Genomic DNA, 18699 nt, shown 5'->3' on the forward strand with positions numbered 1-18699 from the left:
CGGGCGAGTGACCGCGCTCCGTCAAAGCCACGCGCTTTCATTTGCCGGGGCGATGGTCAGGCCTTCATGAACCTTAGGTTTAAGGTTTTGCGGGATTGAAATTTTAATGTGAGAAATAAATAGGGTCATACGGAATTGCTTTTTGCATAGGCAAAGTGTTCTCCGGCAATATCCCTTTCGATAAACCCCGTAATTTCGTCTTCGCTAAAATTACCGTAAGCCATCAATAGTTTCACATAGGCGCATTCGAGCGACAGATTCCAGAGCATTTCGGCGCCTCGTTCGAGTAATTGGCGCGTACTCTCGTAGGCGCTATCGGATCGTATCGACGGTGCTAGATAAACCGGAATGCCCTGTTCCCGGCAACGTTCGATAAACGGCAGCAATGACCAATCAGCACCCCACTGCATCGAAGCGCAGGCGGTGCCGGAATGATAGAGGTCGTGCAATACTGCGTCGATGCCATCCAAATTAAACAGCGTGTAATTCAACCCCGGATAAGGCCTGATTAATGCGATGCGCCTCGAGAAATCCGGCTTTAAATCGAAAGCCGCGCCGGCTTTGTTTTGAAGCATGAAGAGCGGCTCGGAAAAAACGCCGTTTTCGAAACGGCAATAGCATTTGTTTTGCACGCTGATAAAATCGCCGCTGAGTTGCAGCGAAGAAGCCAGCCGGCTGCCTAAATGAATTTGCGTGTATTCGCCCGGGTTTCGATAAGGGACGAAAACGCCCGTTTCGCGGCGCTGACGGATGAATTCGACCGCGGCGATAAAATTGTTCAAGCCGTTGGCCTCGGGATGATCAAGGGGACGGTCGCTCGATACCAGCAGCATCGGTTTGTTTAGCGCATGGAAATAAAGACTTAACGCGGCGGCGGTATAGGCTAAGGTATCGGTGCCGTGCGTGACGATGACGCCGTCGTAGCGTTCGGGTTGCTCTGCCTCGATGGTTTTAATCAGTGTTTCCCAGAAGGTAGGTGTAATATTTTCGCTTAAAATTTGAACCGGTCGTATCGTTGTGAAGTCGATTTGTGAATGTTCCGGATACTGTCGTTCAAATAGCTGCAGTAAACGGTAAGGCGCGTTGACGGAAGTTGCGATCGTGCCGCAGGAAGCCTCCGATCCGATCGTGCCGCCGGTAAATACAAGCAAAACGTTTTTCATAGTATGATGAATTCCGAAACAAATCTTCCAAGAATAGCAAAGACCTTTTTTTAACAAAATGAAAATATCTCTAATCGTCGCCATGTCTAGTAATCGCGCGATCGGTATCGATAACCGCTTGCCGTGGCATTTATCCGCGGACCTGAAAAAATTCAAGTCCATCACGATGGGATCGCCGATATTGATGGGCCGTAAAACGTACGAGTCGATCGGCAGGCCGTTGCCGGGACGGATCAATATCGTTATTACGCGTAATCCCGATTACCGTCCTTCGGGCTGCGAGGTATATAACGATATCGAAAGCGCGATGGAAAGTTGCCGTAATCATAACGAAATTTTCGTGATCGGCGGAGCGACATTTTACGAGGCCATGCTGCCGGTTGCCGATTACCTATACCTAACCGAGGTTAGGCGTGCGTTCGAAGGCGATACTTTTTTTCCGGAAATCGACAATAATCATTGGTTGGAAACGCATCGTGAGGATATTCACAATGACCCGGACGTTTCCTTCGGGTACAGTTTTGTGAAGTTGGAAAGAATAAAAAAATAGGCGGATTCAACCGGTCATCAGTTCCCTCATGATCGGATTTTAAATCACAACGAACACGACGGTGGCGACAAGACCATGCTGTTTAGAGAAATTGTAATCATGCATTCGTTCGGCAAAATATAATTACAAAAAAGAGGAAGGAACAATGACAAAACTAATCAATCAACAAAGACGTCAGTTTTTACAATATTCGTTTTTCGGCGTGGCCGCAGCTTCCTTGCCCGGCATTAGCGCCGCGGCGATGAAACAAATCAAGAGCGAGCCCTCCCCCGACTTCAACCCCGATGTCGAAATCGAATTTACCTCGCGTAACGCTTTCGTGCCTATTCTAAGCAATGGGGAGAAGTCAAAAGTACAAAAATATTATGGCAAGCTATTGAAAGGCCCTAAGGATACCTTGCAGGACCTCGGCGATAATTTTTTGGGGCCTGTGATGAATCTGGTCAAAGGCCAAAAAGTCAGGGTTTATTATCGTAACCGGCTAAGCGAACCATCGATCATTCATTGGCACGGACTGCATGTACCGCAAGCCAGCGACGGGCATCCGATGTATACGATAGGTCCTGGCGAGCAATATGTGTATGAATTCGAAGTCTTGAACCCTGCCGGAACCAGTTTTTATCATTCGCATGCGCATGAAGTCACTGGCGATCAAGTCTATTTCGGCTTAGCTGGGTTGATTAAAGTCACCGACAATACTGAAAAAGCCTTGGGACTGCCCAGCGGCGAATACGATGTTCCGTTAGTGCTGCAAGACAGGCGCTTCGATGCCAATAACCAACTACGGTATGTGCATGGCATGCACGACAAAATGATGGGTTTTCTCGGCGATAAAATTATCGTTAACGGCAAGGAGGATACCGAGTTCTCGGTCAAGACGCGGGCTTACCGGTTTAGGGCCTTAAACGGTTCCAATTCCAGAATCTATAAATTAGGTTGGGATGACGGTACGCCGTTGACTGCGATCGGCACCGACGCCCATTTACTGGAAAAGCCGGAAACGCGCCCTTACATCATGCTGGCGCCTGGCGAGAGGATCGATCTTTGGCTCGACTTTAGCGGGCGCGAAGTCGGGTCGAAGCTCGTTATGTATAGTTTGCCGTATACCGGTGCGATGCCGCCGATGTATGAACGCATGCACGGCATGCAAAGCGATCATGGCGGCATGGAGGAGAATGACCCGGCAAACGAAACCCGCGGCATGGGCATGATGGGCGGCGGAATGATGTCGGGCGGCTTGGCGCAGGGCGCTAAATTTGCCGTCGCGACCTTCAATGTCACCGCAACAGCCGAAGACTCGCCCAAGCTACCGGCCAAATTGGTCGCCTTCGAACGTTTGACCGAACAACACGTCGATAATGCCGCTAAACCGATTCCGATCGGGATCTCTGAAAAACCGATGCGGCCGCAACTGAACGGCAAATCGTTTACGATGGATCATGTGTTCGATTTTGAAAAGGTTAAATTGGGTTCGATCAAAAAAATCAAAATCTTTCATGATCATGGCCCCGGAGGCGGTCGGCACGGCGATGCCAAAATGGAGCACGATGCTAAACCGAAAGCAGATTCGGCAATGCAGATGGAGCATGGCGCCGATAAACAAGAAGGAGAGTCGATGCAAGGCGGTCATGGCCGCGGCGGCATGGGTAAGATGGGAGGCATGCGCCATGGCGGCGGTATGGGCATGATGGGCGGTATGCAACATGACGGCGATGCACAACAAGCCGATCATGAAGGCGGAATGGGCATGGGTCGCGGTATGCGTGGGATGCAGCACGGTGGCGATACCGACATGCAAATGGGCGGTGGTATGGAAGAGGGAGAAGGTATGGGTATGATGGGCGGCATGAATCTATCGATGGCGCATCCGATTCATTTACACGGTCAACAATACCAAATTCTATCGAGAAAAATCGGTCCGATGGGTTCGAAGGGTTATGAGACCGTCAAAGACGGTTTCATCGATAGCGGTTGGAAGGATACCGTCTTGGTCATGCCCGGCGAAGAAGTGGAAATTGCCAAGCCCTTCCAAGATTTTAAAGGCCTGTTCTTATACCACTGTCATAATCTGGAGCATGAAAACTTGGGCATGATGCGGCAGTTCTTGGTTGAATAGACTGGGCTGCCGGATTAACCAAGATCCGGCATGATTTTTTGGTACTCATCTTCCCCTTGTCGAAGACGCTTACATGGATGTAAGCGGTAGACTGCGCCGGGAACCGGCAGTCGAGGTGGCGTATTAACTCGAAGGGCTAACGAATTTATACAATTCCAATTTAATTCCACTATGCAGTTTCTGACCAGTTTAGTTTTATTTCGTACCCGGCATTGGGTTGTTTTATATTTTACGGCTGCCTTGCTCGGTGCCCTGATTGGCTTTTTCTTTTTATACCCGATCAACGAATTCGTTTATTACTTCGAACATGAACGCTACCGGCCCGATGCAGCGAATGTGATTCGATATGTGACCGGTGAATTGATGAATTCGCTGGGGGGCAAGACTCCGATGAAAACAACTTTTTATGCATTCGTCGGAGCTAGTTTAGGCTGTATTACCGCGTTACTTTACAATGTCATGCATCGTCGTTGGCTGCAAATTCAACAGCTTACCCATGAGCTGGACAAGGATTTAGAAGCGCTGATCAAGCAGGGAGAAAATCCGTATTTGGAATTTAAATCGTCACTGCGTTGGGACATCGTTGAAAATCGAGTTAATCGTGCGCTCGAAGGCGTCGTGATCAAGACCTTGGCCGGCTTTATGAACGGACAAGGCGGTACACTATTGATCGGGGTATCCGACGAGGGCGAAATCCTGGGTTTAGACCAGGATTATCAAACGTTGAAAAAACCCGGCCGTGATGGATATGAGCAACTGATTATGACCATGATCGCGTCGAATATCGGCGCCGATATCTGTCAATTCGTTCGGGTTGTCTATCATGAACTCGAAGGACTGGATATTTGCCGATTGATCGTGCTGCCGTCAACACGCCCTGTCTTCATTCAACAAGGTAACAACCCGAAGCTTTATTTGAGAACCGGCGGCGGTACTCGAGAGCTCAATGTGCAGGAAGCAATGGACTACATGAAGGCCCGGTGGCATAAATAGCCGTTATATCGGGTTCCCAAAATCCCGTTTTCAATATCCGTTACTCTCGAAGATTGATGCGGAAAACGGCGTTCACATTTTTCAGTAGCCGCGGCCTATGGTATGGTCGGTTCTTAGCAATACCGGCTTAAAAAATTGGGGTATTCTGAATCCGGTGTTGAAAAGTTAACGTTTGGCCGTGTCAAAAATTTCATTGATTGTTGACGCCAATAAAAACCAATTTTTAACCGAACCTTGTCGAAGGTTGAAGTACTGTATAGCTGACATTCGAACCGACAATTTTTCGAGAATATCACAGGCGACATCCGGCCAAAAGCGGACATTCACTATAACGGTGAATCAATCTTTTGAATAGCCGCTTTCGATATAATCCCTGACCTTTAGAAAATAACACTATCCGTTTCGAATAAGCATTTTAAGGTTTCTATCCGCGTCTAAAGGAGCCAGGCGCAACGCCAAAATGGCGCTTAAAGGCTTTACTAAAGGCTGGCACCGATTCGTAACCGCTTCTTTCCGCCACATGTTCCACACTCATGTCCGGTTCCATCAGCCAGTGAGCGGCGATTTGCAAGCGCCAAATCGTCAGATATTCAATCGGCGAGTGACCAATCAGCGCGCTGAATTTCTCCGACAATACCGATTTGGAAATACCGGCACGGGTGCACAGCTTGTTGAGCGTCCAAGCATGCCAAGGCTGCTGATGAATCAAGCTCAACGCTGTCGCTAACCGCTTGTCCCGCATGGCCGCAAAAACGCCTTCTTGCACAAGGCCTTCCTCTATACAGTGACGGATCACTAACACGAATATGCCGTCGCACAAACGTTCGACAACCGACTCACAACCGAAGCGTTGCGCCGAAGTTTCGCCGATGATCAATTCAATCAAGCGGGGCAGAATGCTTCCAGCCTGGTTCTGCCGGATCACTACTTCGGCGGGCAAGGCCTGCCATAAAGCCGATTTGGGGGCAGCCAGCTCGATTTCGCCGCAAACAAAAGCCGCTTCGCCTTCCAGCCAGGATGTCAAGTGGGTGTCTTGAGCATTGTCCGGTAAATGCTCCGGACTGTACGACAAAAAATGTCGGTCAGCGTGAGGCAGAAACAATATCAGATCACCGGTATTCAACGCCAATGGGAATCGCCAACGCGGCGAATACACGAAGCCCTGTCCCTTACTGACCAGATGAAACCACACCGATGTCTCGGAATTGTGATCCATCAACCAGTGTCCGCACACGCCACCGGAATAAACCAGTTTTGCATGCAGATTCAAACCCTTGATCAACGGGGTTAATGCATCCATTGCGCGTTCCCGGAAAATCGGACAAGGATGCCGGAATGACAAGCATGGGATGTCTCATACGATTGGTTTAATCTGTTCTTGTCGTAACGATAACCGACAGGATCGGCATCGCCGGCAAACCCTTTGTAATTTTTCAACGTCATAGGAATTCGCAATGTCCCATTTCAAAATTCATTCTATCCAGACGGCGCCTGCCATTGCACAACCCCTGCTGGAAGGATCGTTAAAAAAATACGGTTTCATACCTAATCTACACGGTGGTTTGGCGGAAGCTCCGGCAGCATTGAAAGCCTATATCGAGCTAACGGCATTGTTTGATCAAACGTCATTGAGCCCCACGGAAAGACAAGTCGTACTGCTGATCGCCAGTGCTGAAAACCAGTGCACTTATTGTGTCGCAGCGCATTCAATGATTGCCAAACAGATGGTCAAGACCGATCCAGCTATTGTTGATGCCATCAGAAACTTGCAGCCATTGCCGGATAGCAAGTTGGAGGCTTTGGCAAGTTTTACGCGTACCGTGGTAAAAAATCGCGGCTTTGTTAGCGGCAAAGCGCTCGATGATTTTATCGCTGCCGGTTACAGTCGAGCCCAAGTGTTGGAAGTGGTGTTGGGCGTGACCTTTAAAACCCTCAGCAACTACAGTAATCATATCATCGAAACGCCGTTGGATGCCGCATTCGAGGCCGAAGCCTGGCAAGAGCCGGTGCCATGCAGCAGCCAACAATAGGCTGGATAACTCGATAACTAATGAGGCCAAGGACGGTCGCGAAATAACATAGCATGGGCAGGTTCGGAACGATCCGCGTCTACCTATTAAAATGATTCGTGCTCAGGTTTTTATTGCGGCTGAAGCCTGTACCAAATTCGGAAATTATTGCCGGCCGCATTCCAATTTTGAACATGTCCGGTTTTTTAGCCAAGCATCGATTCCCATTCGCCCGCTGCCGCTAAACACCAATGCACCCAGCATGAATAGATACATCAGCGGCAATTTGTAATTACCATAGCCTCGATCGGTGATGGCATAGCCTTGTCATAGCTCGGCCAAGCTATGCCATTCGGCGGGCCAATGCACGGCGGCGATGGCAACCACGGTCAACATCATCAATGCCGCACTGAAAAAGCGGATCATGAATCCCAGAATCAGGGCGATGGGTGCGATGATTTCCAGGCCGGTGGACAAGGACCAATTCAGATCGGCGGGCAATAAGCAGAACGGAAACGGAAAGTTCAAATCGGAGAACCAGTTTTCGCCGTGGAGCTTTTCCAGGCCGGCTTCGCCAAATTCGTAGGCCAGCAACAGGCGAAGAAAGATCGGCGCCAAGTCATGCAAATGATGATCAAACCAGCGCGAAAGCCGGTCGGTTAGAGCGCATAGATGCTTGCTAAGGGCGGAAATCGGGCAGATTGTGCAAGTGTTTTCGGCAGATTTTATGAGGTCGGTCATGGTCAAAAATCCAAAGGTCAAATCGGTTGGATGTCGACAATCACATCCTGTTCGTGCAAGTCGATCAGCATGCGCCGACCGAATTCCAGAAATTGCGTGTCCTTGCATGCGCTGCCGTTCATGGCTTGCAGGGCTTGTTGTCCGGTCAATCCGTCATTTAACAGCAGGATTAGCTGCGCAGAGGCCGGGCTCAGGCTGACAAATCGCACCTGATCATGACTATCGCGATACCCCAGGATGGGATTGACCGTTTCGGGCGGACGGCTCGGCAAGCAGTCTGGGCCGATGTCCTGTACCGGCCAGCGGTAATGCAGCAACTGCATGACCGGCGCCAATACCGGGACATGGTCGAGCAAATCGGCGGCAGGCAGCGTCTTTCGGGTTACCGACTCCGACTCGGCGATCGACAACTGCAACTCGACCCATTCGAAATGGGCTAGATCCGCTAAAAACGGCCAATCGTGGGGTTGTCGGCGCTCGTGTTGCAAATAGCGCACAAATTCGTCGGGAATTTGCCGGTAATACGGCGTCAGGCAGCGATGTTCGGCGATGAAGTCCTGCAGCAATGCTTGCCAGTTTTCATTTGACAGCAAACTGTGAATGACCGGAAAACAGGCACTCAGGCTTTCATCGAACTTGTTGTAGAGCAGATCGACGTAGATCGCCGCCCGCTCGGCATCAAAGCCGGTCGGGAGTTGAGCGTTTTGCGGCCTGCGTAAAAAATTCAGAAACTGCCGTTGCTGTTGTTGAAATGTCGGTGCCGTGTTCATGCCACCACCTCACTAAGGTCAGGCGTGCTAAGGTAAAGCCGATGACTGTTTTGCAAATCACGAATTCGTTCGACTTCGATCAATAAATCAGCCATTGGCGGAATATTGCTGTCCCGTTCTACCAAGGTGGGAAACACGCCAAAACGTCGATAGGCTTCGGCCAGCAAGTTCCAAACCGGTTCGATGGTGTTCTGGCCGTGGGTGTCGATGATCAGGCCCGAAGGCTGCAAGTCGTGACCGGCGACATGGCCGTAAACCACGCGTTCGCCCGGCAAGCCCCGCAAAAATTCGAACGGGTCGTAGCCGTGATTGACGCTGTTGACATATATATTGTTCACATCCAGATGCAGGTAACAGTCGGCCTCGGCCAATACCGCATTGATGAAAGTCAGTTCGTCCATCTCCGCCTGCGGCGGCTGCACATAGTAAGAGGCATTTTCCAAAGCAATCGGCCTCTCCAGAATCTCCTGAGTCTGGCGAATCCGGCGCGCGACATGCTTGACCGCCTTTTCGGTAAACGGGATCGGGTATAAATCATAAAAATGCCCTTCGTCGCTGCAAAAACTCAAATGCTCGGTGTACAAAGCAAAAGCATGATGATCGAGAAATTGCTTCAGCTCGCTTAAAAAAATGGTATCGAGCGGCGCTGGTCCTCCCAACGACAAGGCCAAACCGTGCGCCACGAAACGGTGACGCTCGGTCAGGCTGCGAAACTGTTTGCCGAGATGACCGCCAACGCCCACCCAGTTTTCCGGCGAAACTTCGAAAAAGGCAATGCTGTCCGGAATATTGTTTTTCAGGGCGGGCAACAGTGCTCGTCGCAAACCCAAACCGGAACCCGCAAGACCGAAAGGATTAGAAAGGGTCATTGGCGGTTCCTCCGGTTTATTTCGTAGTTTTACCGCTGCAACCGCCTTCCGGCATTTTGGCACTGCACCCGCCTTCGGCGCCTTTCATCTTGTTGGCGCCGCACTTGCCTTCCCCGCATTTACCTTCCTTCATTTTGGCGCTGCAACCTGCTTCGGTGCTTTTGCCGTCTGCTGCCGCCAATTGTTGCGCAGGATTGATGCTGGACATCGCAAACGGATTTTCGCCGGCTTGAATCGCGGGTGCCGCGCTCAGCAAGGTGGAAGCCAACGCGCTGCTTAAAGTCAATGACAAGGTTTTTTTGTTCATGGTGTTATCTCCGAATAGGTTAATGGATCAGGACAAGCAACAATGCTTTCCTGCCCCATCAGTCGGAGTCCATTTGAATTCCTTACAAATTTATTGACCTTCCGACACATGAAGTCAGCGTTAAAAAAACTTCAAAGTGTGCTGTAAGGAAAGGCGGTTAAGTTACGACTTAATCAATGGTCAAGCTCCAATCCATTCAGATTGATTTATCGTACAAGGGCAAGCTATGAAAAATACCCATACTCAGTATTTACTGCGAACGCTCTACAGCATGGCCTTTCTGGTTGAAGCCCGCGATCCTTATACCGGCGGGCATTAATCTCCGGGCTTGGGTTTTAACAGGAAATGGCAGTTTTGACATTCGAAAAAAACCACTGGCAGGGGTGGGCATAGTCTCGGTTTCGCGGCGCCTACAGTTTGGTCAGATCATAGTAGACTCCAAAATGATTGGGCTGTTATCCATGATGTGTCCTATGATTTCTCATCCAAGCGCTTTTGCAATTGCTCGGTATAACAATGCGCGGCTATGCGGATGAATTGGGATTGGCTCTGAAAATTACGGCAGCCGGAACACATCATCACATGCAATCCTATCGCCAGGCGTTCGCCTAAACTCAGTTTTTTATCCAGGCCCTGTGACATCAAGCCGGTAATATCGCGACAACTACGCATGATGATTCTCCTTTTTTGTTTTCGGTTGATTGAACCAGCGAATTTCCAAACATTCGCGTAATCGCAAGCGGGCACGGTGCATGATGACCCAATAATTGGCGTCACTGATGCCAACTTCCTGGCAGACTTCTTCTGCTTCGAGACCAACCAGCTCCCTCAGCATGAACACCTGAGCCATTTTGGCGGGCAAATTGTTCTGACAGGTTTCGTAAATGACCCAAAACTCCTGTTGTTTGAGCGCCGCTTCCGGATCGTTCCAGAGCGAGGGGCCGCCAATCCAATGGCCATTGTTCATAAAAAACGCGTCTTCGTCTGATTCGTTCTCATCATTATCGATTTGATCGAACTCGGCAGTAACAACGTCACGCGCACTGCGCCGCCAGTGATCGGCAATTTTGTGTTTTAGAATGCCGACGAGCCAGGTACGTAAACCGGCCTTGCCTTCAAAGTGTGCGAAGGATTGCCAAGCGGCCAGTAATGTTTCCTGCACGGCGTCGTCGGCCAGTTCGTTATCCTTCAATTGCAGTAAGGCGTAACGAAACAAGACTGGGCGATGCTCGGTTAGTAGAGCTTCGTTCAGTTGATCGGGTGGGTTCATCTCTGCGCTCAGCAACATGTAGTAATCTCCTTTTAGTCGGACCGACTAGAGACTGTGTCGTTTGTGGAGGCACATTCCTTACAAAAAAATTGTCGATGAATTAAAAAATCAGGATTGTGACTCAGGCATCGCGTAACCTCGTCGGGATTTTTATAGGGATACCAAGATCGAGTTATAAACCCAAATCGCTTAATCCGGGATGGTCGTCGGGTCTGCGGCCCAGCGACCAGTGGAACAAACGCTGTTCTTCCTTGATCGGCAAATCGTTGATGCTGGCGAAGCGCCGCTGCATGAAACCTTGCGGGTTGAATTCCCAGTTCTCGTTGCCGTAACTGCGATACCATTGGCCGGAATCGTCGTGCCATTCGTAGGCAAAGCGCACGGCGATGCGGTTGTCGGTAAACGCCCACAATTCCTTGATCAAACGGTAATCCAGCTCCTTAGCCCATTTGCGTTGCAAAAATTCGCGGACTTGGTTGCGGCCCTTTGGAAATTCGGCTCGGTTGCGCCAAAGGGTGTCTTCGGTATAGACCAAGGGGACACGGTCCGGGTCGCGCGAGTTCCAGGCGTCTTCGGCCATGCGCACTTTTTGCGCGGCGGTATCCAAGGTAAAGGGTGGGGCGGGGGCTTTGATTTCTTGAGCCATACTATTTCTCCGAGATGAAAGGATGATGAATTTAATCTTGCCACATACCGGGCATCGCCACATAACCAGGCAATGCCCGAATGCGTTGGAACCAGGCGATGATGTTGGCGTATTCGCCAATGTCCAAATCGCCTTCCGGCGCCAATGCCAAGTAAGGATAGACGGCAACATCGGCAATAGATACCGAATTGCCGACCAGCCAAGCCTGGCTTTGTAGATGGCGGTCGATAATGCCCAGTACTTTGTCGGCGGTTTGCCCGGCCGCTGCCGTATCGATAAGACTACCGAATTTATGGTGTACACGCAGTTTGGCCGGACCGTGGAAGATTTCATTGGCGGCGGTCGATAGCCAGGCGGCGATTTGCGCGAGCTGATAGGCGTCATCGGGCCACCAATTTTCTCCGCCATAGCGTTTGGCCAGATACACCAAAATGGCCTGGCTGTCGCGCACGATCAGGCCGTCGTCTTCCAATACCGGCACTTGGCCGAACGGATTGCGTTGCAAATGGCCGGGGCCGCGTTGTTCGCCGCCGCGCAAATCCACAGGTTTGGTTTGATAGTCCAAGGCCAGCAAACTGAGCAATAAGCGAACTTTGTGGCAGTTGCCGGATAGCGACATATCGTACAGGGTAATCATGTTGAACTCCTTCGGTTAATTGAAACTTTCAAATTGCACCCGTTCGTCGGCAATGCCGAGCTGGCGGGCGGTTTGGCGTACGCTGTCGATCAGGCGAGTTGGGCCGCAGACGTAAATGACGGTATCGGCCGTTGCATTTCCCAGTAAAACCGGAACGTCCAATCGGCTCGGGTTTTGCACTTGGCTGAAATAAAATTGGCATCGATCGGGAAACTGCCGTTGCAAGTCTTTGATAAATGCCATGTCCTGCCACCTACGGCCGGTGTAATGCAGTTGAAAGGCCGTATCCCTCGCGGCCAAGGTTTCGACCATGGCTTTGATAGATGTGATGCCGATGCCGCCAGCGATCAACAAGGCCGGCTGGTCGCTTTCGTGCAGTGGAAAATAGTTTTCCGGAAGCTCGATGTTGATTCGAGTTCCAAGTTGCCAACCATCGTGCAATTCGAGAGAGCCGCCGTCGCCGTCTTCCACCCTCAGCACCGCGATACGATAGCAATCCCGTTCGTCCGGTGCATCGGTCAGCGAATAGGCCCGGCTGGTTACCGTACCGTTAGGCAGCGCGATCGGCACACGCAGATGCGCTCCGGATTGGTAAGCGGGCAATTGCTCACCATCGGCATGGCATAATTCGTAAGCGCGAATACGCTGCGTCAATTGGCGAATCCCGCTGATGGTCAAGGGCAATGCGCCATTTCCCAAAACTACGGTTGTTGACGATGCTACCGTATTGGCTTGTTGCTGACGCCGAGTTTGCTCCAACAGTGCTTCGACTTCGCGTTGGCTATAGCGAGGCATGATGTATTTCGGGCAATTCCAGTCGAAGGCTTCGACGCGAATGACGATGCCGCGCTCGACTGGGGCGCGAAAGTCCGGCAATTCCAGTCTTGCCAGCAATTCCGGCGCGTCTCGTTCATTCACCACCCGCGCTCGCCCCCAGATTTTCAAGCGTTGCCGTCCCGGATAGTCCATCAGCAGCAAGCTGACCCGATCGTCGCCGCGTAAATTGCCGACCGAAAGGTACTGACGGTTGCCGCTGAAATCGGCATAGCCGAGGGTTTGCTCATCCAATACTTTCAAGAAACCTGTCGGTCCGCCGCGGTGCTGGACATAGGGCCAACCGGATTGGCTCACGGTGGCTTGATAAAAGCTATCGCGTTCGGCAATAAAGGTTTGTTCGAACTCGCCCAACGCTACCGTTTCGGCATCGCCGAGTTCGGCCGTCCGATACGCCGAGCGGCTACCCATTTCGGCTTGTACTGCCTTGACATCGGGGGTGAAACTGATTTTGGCAAAAGCACGGGCCATGATTGAATACCTCCTGCAGAGGATTGATATTATTGCGGGCTACTCTGGCACAGTCGTCAGCCGCGATGAATAGTCATAATTTGCAATACCTTATTCCGTTTAGCGCAATAAACCGGGTGAAGCGTCATCCTTGCGCTTCCCCGATTAGGGTTTAGGCGGCTTGTTTTAACGCGACCTTCGGGAAATCAATATCGACCCGGCTGGCTTTACCCAAAATATTGGTCAGAATATTCATGCCGACATGGGTGATCACCTCGACGATTTCGGCCTCGCTGAAACCGGCGTCACGCATGGATTGCAATTCCGTATTAGTGACCTCGCCTTTGTGTTCGACCAGGTCTCGAGCGAATTTAACTGCCACCGCCGCTTTGGCATCCTGACTGGAACCGGCGCGGTTGGCTTCGATTTCAGCGCCGTTCAAACCGGCTTTGCGGCCGATGGCGGTATGAGCGGACAGACAGTATTCGCACTCGTTCTTCTGGGCCAACGCCAATGCGATACGTTCGCGGGTGCTAGCGTCCAGCGAGCCATGACCCGCGATGTGATGCAAACCGAGGAAGGCTTTCAAAGCATCAGGCGAGTGGGCGAATACGCGTAGAAAGTTAGGCACCATGCCCAATTGCCCCTGGATGGCTTCAAATAGTGCGCGTTGTTCGATATTGGCGGTTTCGTTGCTAACTGTTGTAATACGACTCATGAGTGTTCTCCAAAGAATTAAAGGGGTTGATGTAAGCCTGAGTGAAATTCAGCAGGCGGGTACAGTGTGATCTATTGCGAAAAATTAAAGAATGCCTAAAATTATCAATTAACTATTCCGATTTATGGAATTACGAATGGATAGATTGCATTTAATGAGCGTTTATGTGGCAGTGGTCGAAGCCGAAGGCTTTGCCGGCGGCGCGCGCAAGTTGCACATGTCACCACCCGCCGTGACGCGGGCGGTAGCGGCGTTGGAAGAGCGCTTGGGGGTTAAGTTGCTGAACCGCACCACCCGCTACGTGCGGATGACCGAGGCCGGCCAGAAGTATTATGAAGACAGCAAACGCATCATCGCCTTGGCTGATGAAGCCGACGATGCGGCGCTGGGCATCAATGCCGAACCGCGCGGCCAACTCACGGTGACAGCCTCGGTATTGTTCGGGCGCTTGTTCGTCATGCCGGGTATTGTCGATTATTTACAACGTTATCCATTGGTGGAGGTCAATGCGCTGTTCGTCGACCGGGTAGTCAACATGCTGGAGGAAGGCGTGGATGTGGCGATTCGCATCGCCGAATTGCCCGATTCGTCGTACCGGGCGCTGCGGGTTGGATCGGTCAGGCGGGTAGTGTGCGCATCGCCGGATTACCTGGCCGAACACGGCATACCGCAGACACCGGATGATTTAACCCAACATCGCATCATTCTGGCCCGCGGCCTAAATCCGAACAATGAAATGCGCTTTCAACACGATGGCCAGGCGCATACGGTCAAGGTGCAACCGATGCTGAGCGTCAGCGACAACGATTCGGCGGCCAGCGCCGCCAAGGCGGGATTGGGGATTACCCGTCTGTTGAACTATCAAATTGCCGAACCGTTACGCACCGGTCAACTGAAAATCGTGCTGGGTGAATACGAAAGCCCACCGGTTCCCGTCCATATTTTGCATCGCGAGGGCCGACATTCCTCGGCCAAAATTCGTTCGTTCCTCGATTTGATGGCTACACGTTTACGGGCCGAGTTGTCGCTGAATTAATCAACTGACTCTCACAACTGTGAGCTAAACTTAAGAAGTAAAGCTGGATGATCCCTTTAATGGCTATAATCGTTAGCTGAATTGGCCTTAACGCAGAGCTGAGCTTGTAGTCAAGTTTTGCGTTTTATCGGCGGTGGCAATGCCACCAGGAATGATTAGGCTTTTGCAAATTTCCCAAAATGTCAGCTTTGGCAAAATCTTGAGACATTCATCTGATGGTGGGCATTAGACAGCTAAGGGTCGTTTTAGTCTATTTCGATTCAAACCCAAAATGACATTGGTGACTGGCTGCTATTGAGAAGTTCGGCATTTGCCGTGAAAACAATTTGGTTTTTTAAGGACAATTGAAAAGCCGGTATCTAAGGAGAGTCACTTTTTGCCATAGGTGTTATCGTGGTCAGGGGCAATGGTTAGAAGACGAATGAAATCGCCATCACGATAAGCGGTAGCCCTTCTGGCTTGGGTAATCCGCAACGAATAAATTGCATCAATCCCCGTCGGGGGTTTGACACTAATGATCTTTTCATACTTTATGCCGCTGTCTCGGTAAGCTTGATTCCAGGTCATTTGCCGTATTTTGTTGAGAGAGTCTAAGGCAGCGTGTCTTTCCGGCTTTTGCAGCATAAATAAGTTTTCTTGAAAAACAGGGTTGTTAAGATCAAGCCTGACCAGTTTATCTTGGTCATTCTTCGCCACTTAATTTCTCCAGCATGCTATCCAAATCACTTTCAGCGGGCTTGTTGGTTTGCGCCCAAGACAAGGCATTTTGCAAATCCGTAGCCGATTTTGGTTGGTGCAGCCAGCTTTCGTTGTCTGGGATGATAGTTGCCGTGCGTATTAGCCACACCCCCGGCTCTTGCTCCTCCACTAGCACTTGTCGGCCAGCGTAATGCTTCCCAAGTGAGATTTGCCCATTTGCGCCAATGACTTTGACACTAGATTGCCTAGTTGCTGTCGACATTGCAACCTCCTTAATAATATAAGAAGGCGCTATAGCACCAACATAGAAAAATTAATAGCTCCCGACAAGGTGTAAAATACTCGATAAAAACTGAAGCGAAGATAACCGGGAATGTAAGTGAATTTTCAATTTATTTTCAGAAATTCTGGGGACACATGACTAAATTATAATTAAGGGATATGCACAAAATAACTTCTACAAGTAGTAGGCTTTTCGGAGGTTCGGTGACCTGCTTGACAGGACGCCGTGAACCCAGCACCTAAATTATGCGAGATAGTTATCATAGACAAAGGGCTATGGAATTTAGGTGCTGGGTGAATACGTCCCTGTAGGCTTGACGGCGGCTATCAGATTGTCACGGATGGCATGAATGCAGATTTTGCAGGAGCAAAAATCTGCCCTGCCGCCGACACCTGGCAATCGAGCCACCGAACCCCTTCCAACAGTTGTCTAAGTTATTTCATGCTCGTTCCTAAGTTATGTGTCCCCAGAATCCTGTGCCCAGAACCCATGAATCCATCTAACTAGCGAGTTGGTTAGCTGTACGAAATGTTTTCGCCGACTTCAAAACTGGTCTATATGCTGTTGCAACAGTTTTTTCAAATGGTCGGACTTTATCAAGTCAAAATAGGTAAGCAACTTTTCCTTATCCCACAGACCGTCCGCCTCTAATTCCCACAAGGTTTTTAAATCGTCCTTAATTTCCTCGGCGACCCGTTTATCGTCCGCTATCACGTTGTATCTGGAATTAATTAGATCGATCAGAGTTACTTCATTAACCTGGAAATCTTTGCACAGGCTTTGTATGTTCTCCTCGAGAATTTCAAGCGCTTCATGCTTGTCCAATGCTAGGCAAAGAACATTTTCATAAGTGACTTTCAAATTATAAAAGCTAAGCGCTGTTTCGCTTTCATTTAAATATTCTTGAAGTTCATTTTTCAGCAAATCGAAAAGTTGTTTTTTTTCATGCAGGGATAGCATGGAGACGTCGGGAAACTTGGTCATAAAATATCTGCTAATTTGTAAATTTAAAACGGAAAGGGGCTTCCCTCTTAAGGTGCATAAGTATCTACACAAGTTTTTATATAATAAATACAATTAGTTATAATCCGCTCTAGCACCCTCTCCTGTTGGAGAGGGTTGCGGCGGTGAGAGTAAAAACAACCACTTATATCCCCCTCATCCCAACCTTCTCCCTCAAGGAAAAAGGAGCAAGTACTTGTGTAGATACCTATGCTTAAGGTGGAACAAAAGCACTAAGGATTAACCGTTCGTCCTGAGCCTGTCGAAGGGATGCAATAGCAGCGATGGCTACTTTGCTTGTCAATACCTGATTTCGTACACCCGAAAATTGAAATACCAATAAATCAGCTCTTTTTTTGCCTGGGCTTCAATACGCCTTCGCAATCGATACTGACCCGGAATACATTCTCTCCTAGATGTAACGCGGTTAAAGCCCCCCCCCAGAGGCAGCCGGTGTCGATACAATAACAATTGTTGCCTCGATAGTAACCGAGCGAGGACCAATGTCCGAATACGATGCGTAAATCGGCGTTTTTACGGTTGGCAATTTCAAACCAAGGTTTTAAATTCTTAGGCTGAGTTCCAGGCGGCCCGTTATGGATAAAATCCAGCTTACCGTTATCATCGCAATAGCGCATTCGCGTAAAACAATTGATAATAAAACGTAGCCGCTCGACGCCTTTTAATTGAGGCGACCATACGTTCGGCTTGTTGCCGTACATGTCCTTGAGAAAATCGGCATAATTGGAGTCTTGCAGTGCATTTTCCGCCAGAGCGGCCATTTCGCGGGCTGTGTCGAAGTCCCATTGCGGCGGTAGGCCGGCATGCACGAGACAAAAGTCGTCATTGTATTGAAACAGCGGCCGATGCCTGAGCCAATCGAGCAGTTCGTCTCGATCCGGCGCATCGAGGATCTCGCTCAGCGAGTCTTTTTTGCGTTCGGATCTAATCGAACAAGCAGTGGCGAGCAAGTGTAAATCATGATTGCCAAGCACGGTTACGGCCGAGGAGCCTAGCGATCTTACGAAACGGAGGGTTTCCAGCGATTTAGGCCCGCGGTTGACCAAGTCGCCCGCAAACCAGATTTGATCAGTGTTTTCATTGAATCGAAGCGCATCCAATAGTCTGAGCAAATCGTCGTAGCAACCTTGAATATCGCCAATCGCATAAATGGACATGGTCAGTGTAGGGTTCTAGGAATCGACAGCGTGAACTTAGGGATATAAGCTTCAAAATCCTCGCCGTCATCGGAGCGCATCGAATATTTGCCTTGCATCACACTTACCGGCGTTTCGATCATTGCGCCGCTGGTATAACGAAATGATTCGCCGGGTTTAAGATAGGGTTGTTCGCCGATGACGCCTTCGCCCGTAACCTCTTGTACTTTGCCGTTGGCATCGGTAATCAGCCAATGCCGAGTCAATAATTTCGCCGGAATCATGCCGGCATTGGTGATGGTAATCGTATAGGCGAAGACGTAACGTCCTTCTTCCGGGTATGATTGCGTTTCGATGAAATGAGGGGTGGCCTCGATCATGATTTTATTTTTTGTGCTCATCGACGATGGTATAAATTATGAATGCTAAATTGATTAGTATTTCAACTT

The 18699-nt window shown here is 50.0% G+C and carries 23 protein-coding genes; 5 read left to right on the forward strand and 18 right to left on the reverse strand.

The genetic code is table 11. The annotated features are described in order from the left end of the window. Nucleotides 1–125: 125 nt before the first annotated feature. Nucleotides 126–1163, reverse strand: coding sequence for an asparaginase domain-containing protein (locus tag WJM45_RS19420; RefSeq protein WP_341326665.1), 1038 nt, complete (start codon nucleotides 1161–1163; stop codon nucleotides 126–128). Nucleotides 1164–1221: 58 nt separating this feature from the next. Between WJM45_RS19420 and WJM45_RS19425 the strand changes: the two genes are divergently transcribed. From WJM45_RS19425 to WJM45_RS19435, 3 genes are all read left to right on the forward strand, one after another. Beyond that, entirely contained in the window at nucleotides 1222–1713 is a 492-nt protein-coding gene (locus tag WJM45_RS19425) for a dihydrofolate reductase (RefSeq protein WP_341326666.1), read from the forward strand. Nucleotides 1714–1858: 145 nt separating this feature from the next. Next, nucleotides 1859–3829 (forward strand): multicopper oxidase domain-containing protein, encoded by a 1971-nt coding sequence (locus WJM45_RS19430; protein ID WP_341326667.1) that lies wholly within the window; start codon nucleotides 1859–1861, stop codon nucleotides 3827–3829. Between the two features lie 171 nt (nucleotides 3830–4000). Beyond that, nucleotides 4001–4822 (forward strand): ATP-binding protein, encoded by an 822-nt coding sequence (locus tag WJM45_RS19435; RefSeq protein ID WP_341326668.1) that lies wholly within the window; start codon nucleotides 4001–4003, stop codon nucleotides 4820–4822. A gap of 424 nt (nucleotides 4823–5246) precedes the next feature. Here the strand turns inward: WJM45_RS19435 and WJM45_RS19440 are convergent, their stop codons facing one another. Both WJM45_RS19440 and WJM45_RS19445 read right to left on the reverse strand, forming a co-directional pair. After that, nucleotides 5247–6122, reverse strand: a complete 876-nt coding sequence (locus WJM45_RS19440; RefSeq protein WP_341326669.1) for an AraC family transcriptional regulator — start codon at nucleotides 6120–6122, stop codon at nucleotides 5247–5249. Next, complete coding sequence (locus WJM45_RS19445; protein ID WP_341326670.1) at nucleotides 6110–6259, reverse strand: hypothetical protein; 150 nt, start codon at nucleotides 6257–6259, stop codon at nucleotides 6110–6112. Before WJM45_RS19445 ends, WJM45_RS19440 begins: the two co-directional genes overlap by 13 nt. A gap of 17 nt (nucleotides 6260–6276) precedes the next feature. Between WJM45_RS19445 and WJM45_RS19450 the strand changes: the two genes are divergently transcribed. Further along, nucleotides 6277–6852 (forward strand): carboxymuconolactone decarboxylase family protein, encoded by a 576-nt coding sequence (locus WJM45_RS19450; protein WP_341326671.1) that lies wholly within the window; start codon nucleotides 6277–6279, stop codon nucleotides 6850–6852. 306 nt (nucleotides 6853–7158) lie between these two features. Here the strand turns inward: WJM45_RS19450 and WJM45_RS19455 are convergent, their stop codons facing one another. From WJM45_RS19455 to WJM45_RS19500, 10 genes are all read right to left on the reverse strand, one after another. Continuing rightward, nucleotides 7159–7572 (reverse strand): DoxX family protein, encoded by a 414-nt coding sequence (locus WJM45_RS19455; RefSeq protein WP_341326672.1) that lies wholly within the window; start codon nucleotides 7570–7572, stop codon nucleotides 7159–7161. Nucleotides 7573–7589: 17 nt separating this feature from the next. After that, nucleotides 7590–8342, reverse strand: a complete 753-nt coding sequence (locus WJM45_RS19460) for a putative DNA-binding domain-containing protein (RefSeq protein WP_341326673.1) — start codon at nucleotides 8340–8342, stop codon at nucleotides 7590–7592. Then, on the reverse strand, nucleotides 8339–9211 hold the full coding sequence (locus tag WJM45_RS19465) for a DUF692 domain-containing protein (RefSeq protein WP_341326674.1): 873 nt from the start codon (nucleotides 9209–9211) through the stop codon (nucleotides 8339–8341). The genes WJM45_RS19460 and WJM45_RS19465 overlap by 4 nt, the downstream gene beginning before the upstream one ends. Nucleotides 9212–9227: 16 nt before the next feature. Continuing rightward, nucleotides 9228–9518, reverse strand: a complete 291-nt coding sequence (locus WJM45_RS19470; protein WP_341326675.1) for a hypothetical protein — start codon at nucleotides 9516–9518, stop codon at nucleotides 9228–9230. A gap of 471 nt (nucleotides 9519–9989) precedes the next feature. Next, nucleotides 9990–10190 (reverse strand): zf-HC2 domain-containing protein, encoded by a 201-nt coding sequence (locus tag WJM45_RS19475; protein ID WP_341326676.1) that lies wholly within the window; start codon nucleotides 10188–10190, stop codon nucleotides 9990–9992. Further along, nucleotides 10183–10806, reverse strand: a complete 624-nt coding sequence (locus WJM45_RS19480) for a sigma-70 family RNA polymerase sigma factor (protein WP_341326677.1) — start codon at nucleotides 10804–10806, stop codon at nucleotides 10183–10185. The genes WJM45_RS19475 and WJM45_RS19480 overlap by 8 nt, the downstream gene beginning before the upstream one ends. Nucleotides 10807–10960: 154 nt before the next feature. Then, nucleotides 10961–11434, reverse strand: a complete 474-nt coding sequence (locus WJM45_RS19485) for a nuclear transport factor 2 family protein (RefSeq protein ID WP_341326678.1) — start codon at nucleotides 11432–11434, stop codon at nucleotides 10961–10963. Between the two features lie 31 nt (nucleotides 11435–11465). After that, nucleotides 11466–12071 carry a glutathione S-transferase gene (locus WJM45_RS19490; RefSeq protein WP_341326679.1) on the reverse strand — a complete coding sequence of 202 codons (606 nt, stop codon included), beginning with the start codon at nucleotides 12069–12071 and terminating at the stop codon, nucleotides 11466–11468. 15 nt (nucleotides 12072–12086) lie between these two features. Next, nucleotides 12087–13376 carry a pyridoxamine 5'-phosphate oxidase family protein gene (locus WJM45_RS19495; RefSeq protein ID WP_341326680.1) on the reverse strand — a complete coding sequence of 430 codons (1290 nt, stop codon included), beginning with the start codon at nucleotides 13374–13376 and terminating at the stop codon, nucleotides 12087–12089. 151 nt (nucleotides 13377–13527) lie between these two features. Then, on the reverse strand, nucleotides 13528–14073 hold the full coding sequence (locus WJM45_RS19500; RefSeq protein WP_341326681.1) for a peroxidase-related enzyme: 546 nt from the start codon (nucleotides 14071–14073) through the stop codon (nucleotides 13528–13530). A 136-nt stretch (nucleotides 14074–14209) separates the two neighbouring features. Here WJM45_RS19500 and WJM45_RS19505 point away from each other — a divergent pair, with 136 nt between their 5' ends. Further along, nucleotides 14210–15109: a LysR family transcriptional regulator gene (locus WJM45_RS19505; protein ID WP_341326682.1), complete on the forward strand. Its 900-nt coding sequence runs from the start codon at nucleotides 14210–14212 to the stop codon at nucleotides 15107–15109. A gap of 369 nt (nucleotides 15110–15478) precedes the next feature. Here WJM45_RS19505 and WJM45_RS19510 read toward each other — a convergent pair whose 3' ends face one another. The 5 genes from WJM45_RS19510 to apaG all read right to left on the reverse strand — a co-directional run bounded on the left by WJM45_RS19510 (nucleotide 15479) and on the right by apaG (nucleotide 18651). Next, nucleotides 15479–15805, reverse strand: coding sequence for a hypothetical protein (locus tag WJM45_RS19510; protein WP_341326683.1), 327 nt, complete (start codon nucleotides 15803–15805; stop codon nucleotides 15479–15481). Continuing rightward, complete coding sequence (locus WJM45_RS19515; RefSeq protein ID WP_341326684.1) at nucleotides 15792–16070, reverse strand: hypothetical protein; 279 nt, start codon at nucleotides 16068–16070, stop codon at nucleotides 15792–15794. The genes WJM45_RS19510 and WJM45_RS19515 overlap by 14 nt, the downstream gene beginning before the upstream one ends. Before the next feature lie 564 nt (nucleotides 16071–16634). Next, complete coding sequence (locus WJM45_RS19520) at nucleotides 16635–17075, reverse strand: hypothetical protein (protein WP_341326685.1); 441 nt, start codon at nucleotides 17073–17075, stop codon at nucleotides 16635–16637. A 362-nt stretch (nucleotides 17076–17437) separates the two neighbouring features. Beyond that, a complete protein-coding gene (locus tag WJM45_RS19525; RefSeq protein WP_341326686.1) occupies nucleotides 17438–18271 on the reverse strand; it encodes a symmetrical bis(5'-nucleosyl)-tetraphosphatase in 834 nt (277 codons plus the stop codon). Nucleotides 18272–18273: 2 nt separating this feature from the next. Then, on the reverse strand, nucleotides 18274–18651 hold the full coding sequence (apaG, locus tag WJM45_RS19530) for a Co2+/Mg2+ efflux protein ApaG (RefSeq protein WP_341326687.1): 378 nt from the start codon (nucleotides 18649–18651) through the stop codon (nucleotides 18274–18276). Nucleotides 18652–18699 lie beyond the last annotated feature (48 nt).

The sequence above is a fragment of the Methylotuvimicrobium sp. KM2 genome, from assembly GCF_038051925.1.
Lineage (GTDB): Bacteria > Pseudomonadota > Gammaproteobacteria > Methylococcales > Methylomonadaceae > Methylotuvimicrobium.

Coding starts and splice junctions, on each gene's coding strand:
- WJM45_RS19430 (WP_341326667.1), top strand. CDS start 1,859: ATGACAAAACTAATCAATCAACAAAGACGTCAGTTTTTACAATATTCG.
- WJM45_RS19450 (WP_341326671.1), top strand. CDS start 6,277: ATGTCCCATTTCAAAATTCATTCTATCCAGACGGCGCCTGCCATTGCA.
- WJM45_RS19465 (WP_341326674.1), bottom strand. CDS start 9,211: ATGACCCTTTCTAATCCTTTCGGTCTTGCGGGTTCCGGTTTGGGTTTG.
- WJM45_RS19515 (WP_341326684.1), bottom strand. CDS start 16,070: ATGTCGACAGCAACTAGGCAATCTAGTGTCAAAGTCATTGGCGCAAAT.
- WJM45_RS19435 (WP_341326668.1), top strand. CDS start 4,001: ATGCAGTTTCTGACCAGTTTAGTTTTATTTCGTACCCGGCATTGGGTT.
- WJM45_RS19505 (WP_341326682.1), top strand. CDS start 14,210: ATGGATAGATTGCATTTAATGAGCGTTTATGTGGCAGTGGTCGAAGCC.
- WJM45_RS19460 (WP_341326673.1), bottom strand. CDS start 8,342: ATGAACACGGCACCGACATTTCAACAACAGCAACGGCAGTTTCTGAAT.
- WJM45_RS19475 (WP_341326676.1), bottom strand. CDS start 10,190: ATGCGTAGTTGTCGCGATATTACCGGCTTGATGTCACAGGGCCTGGAT.
- WJM45_RS19470 (WP_341326675.1), bottom strand. CDS start 9,518: ATGAACAAAAAAACCTTGTCATTGACTTTAAGCAGCGCGTTGGCTTCC.
- apaG (WP_341326687.1), bottom strand. CDS start 18,651: ATGAGCACAAAAAATAAAATCATGATCGAGGCCACCCCTCATTTCATC.
- WJM45_RS19480 (WP_341326677.1), bottom strand. CDS start 10,806: ATGTTGCTGAGCGCAGAGATGAACCCACCCGATCAACTGAACGAAGCT.
- WJM45_RS19520 (WP_341326685.1), bottom strand. CDS start 17,075: ATGACCAAGTTTCCCGACGTCTCCATGCTATCCCTGCATGAAAAAAAA.
- WJM45_RS19425 (WP_341326666.1), top strand. CDS start 1,222: ATGAAAATATCTCTAATCGTCGCCATGTCTAGTAATCGCGCGATCGGT.
- WJM45_RS19495 (WP_341326680.1), bottom strand. CDS start 13,376: ATGGCCCGTGCTTTTGCCAAAATCAGTTTCACCCCCGATGTCAAGGCA.
- WJM45_RS19440 (WP_341326669.1), bottom strand. CDS start 6,122: ATGGATGCATTAACCCCGTTGATCAAGGGTTTGAATCTGCATGCAAAA.
- WJM45_RS19420 (WP_341326665.1), bottom strand. CDS start 1,163: ATGAAAAACGTTTTGCTTGTATTTACCGGCGGCACGATCGGATCGGAG.
- WJM45_RS19500 (WP_341326681.1), bottom strand. CDS start 14,073: ATGAGTCGTATTACAACAGTTAGCAACGAAACCGCCAATATCGAACAA.
- WJM45_RS19455 (WP_341326672.1), bottom strand. CDS start 7,572: ATGACCGACCTCATAAAATCTGCCGAAAACACTTGCACAATCTGCCCG.
- WJM45_RS19525 (WP_341326686.1), bottom strand. CDS start 18,271: ATGTCCATTTATGCGATTGGCGATATTCAAGGTTGCTACGACGATTTG.
- WJM45_RS19485 (WP_341326678.1), bottom strand. CDS start 11,434: ATGGCTCAAGAAATCAAAGCCCCCGCCCCACCCTTTACCTTGGATACC.
- WJM45_RS19490 (WP_341326679.1), bottom strand. CDS start 12,071: ATGATTACCCTGTACGATATGTCGCTATCCGGCAACTGCCACAAAGTT.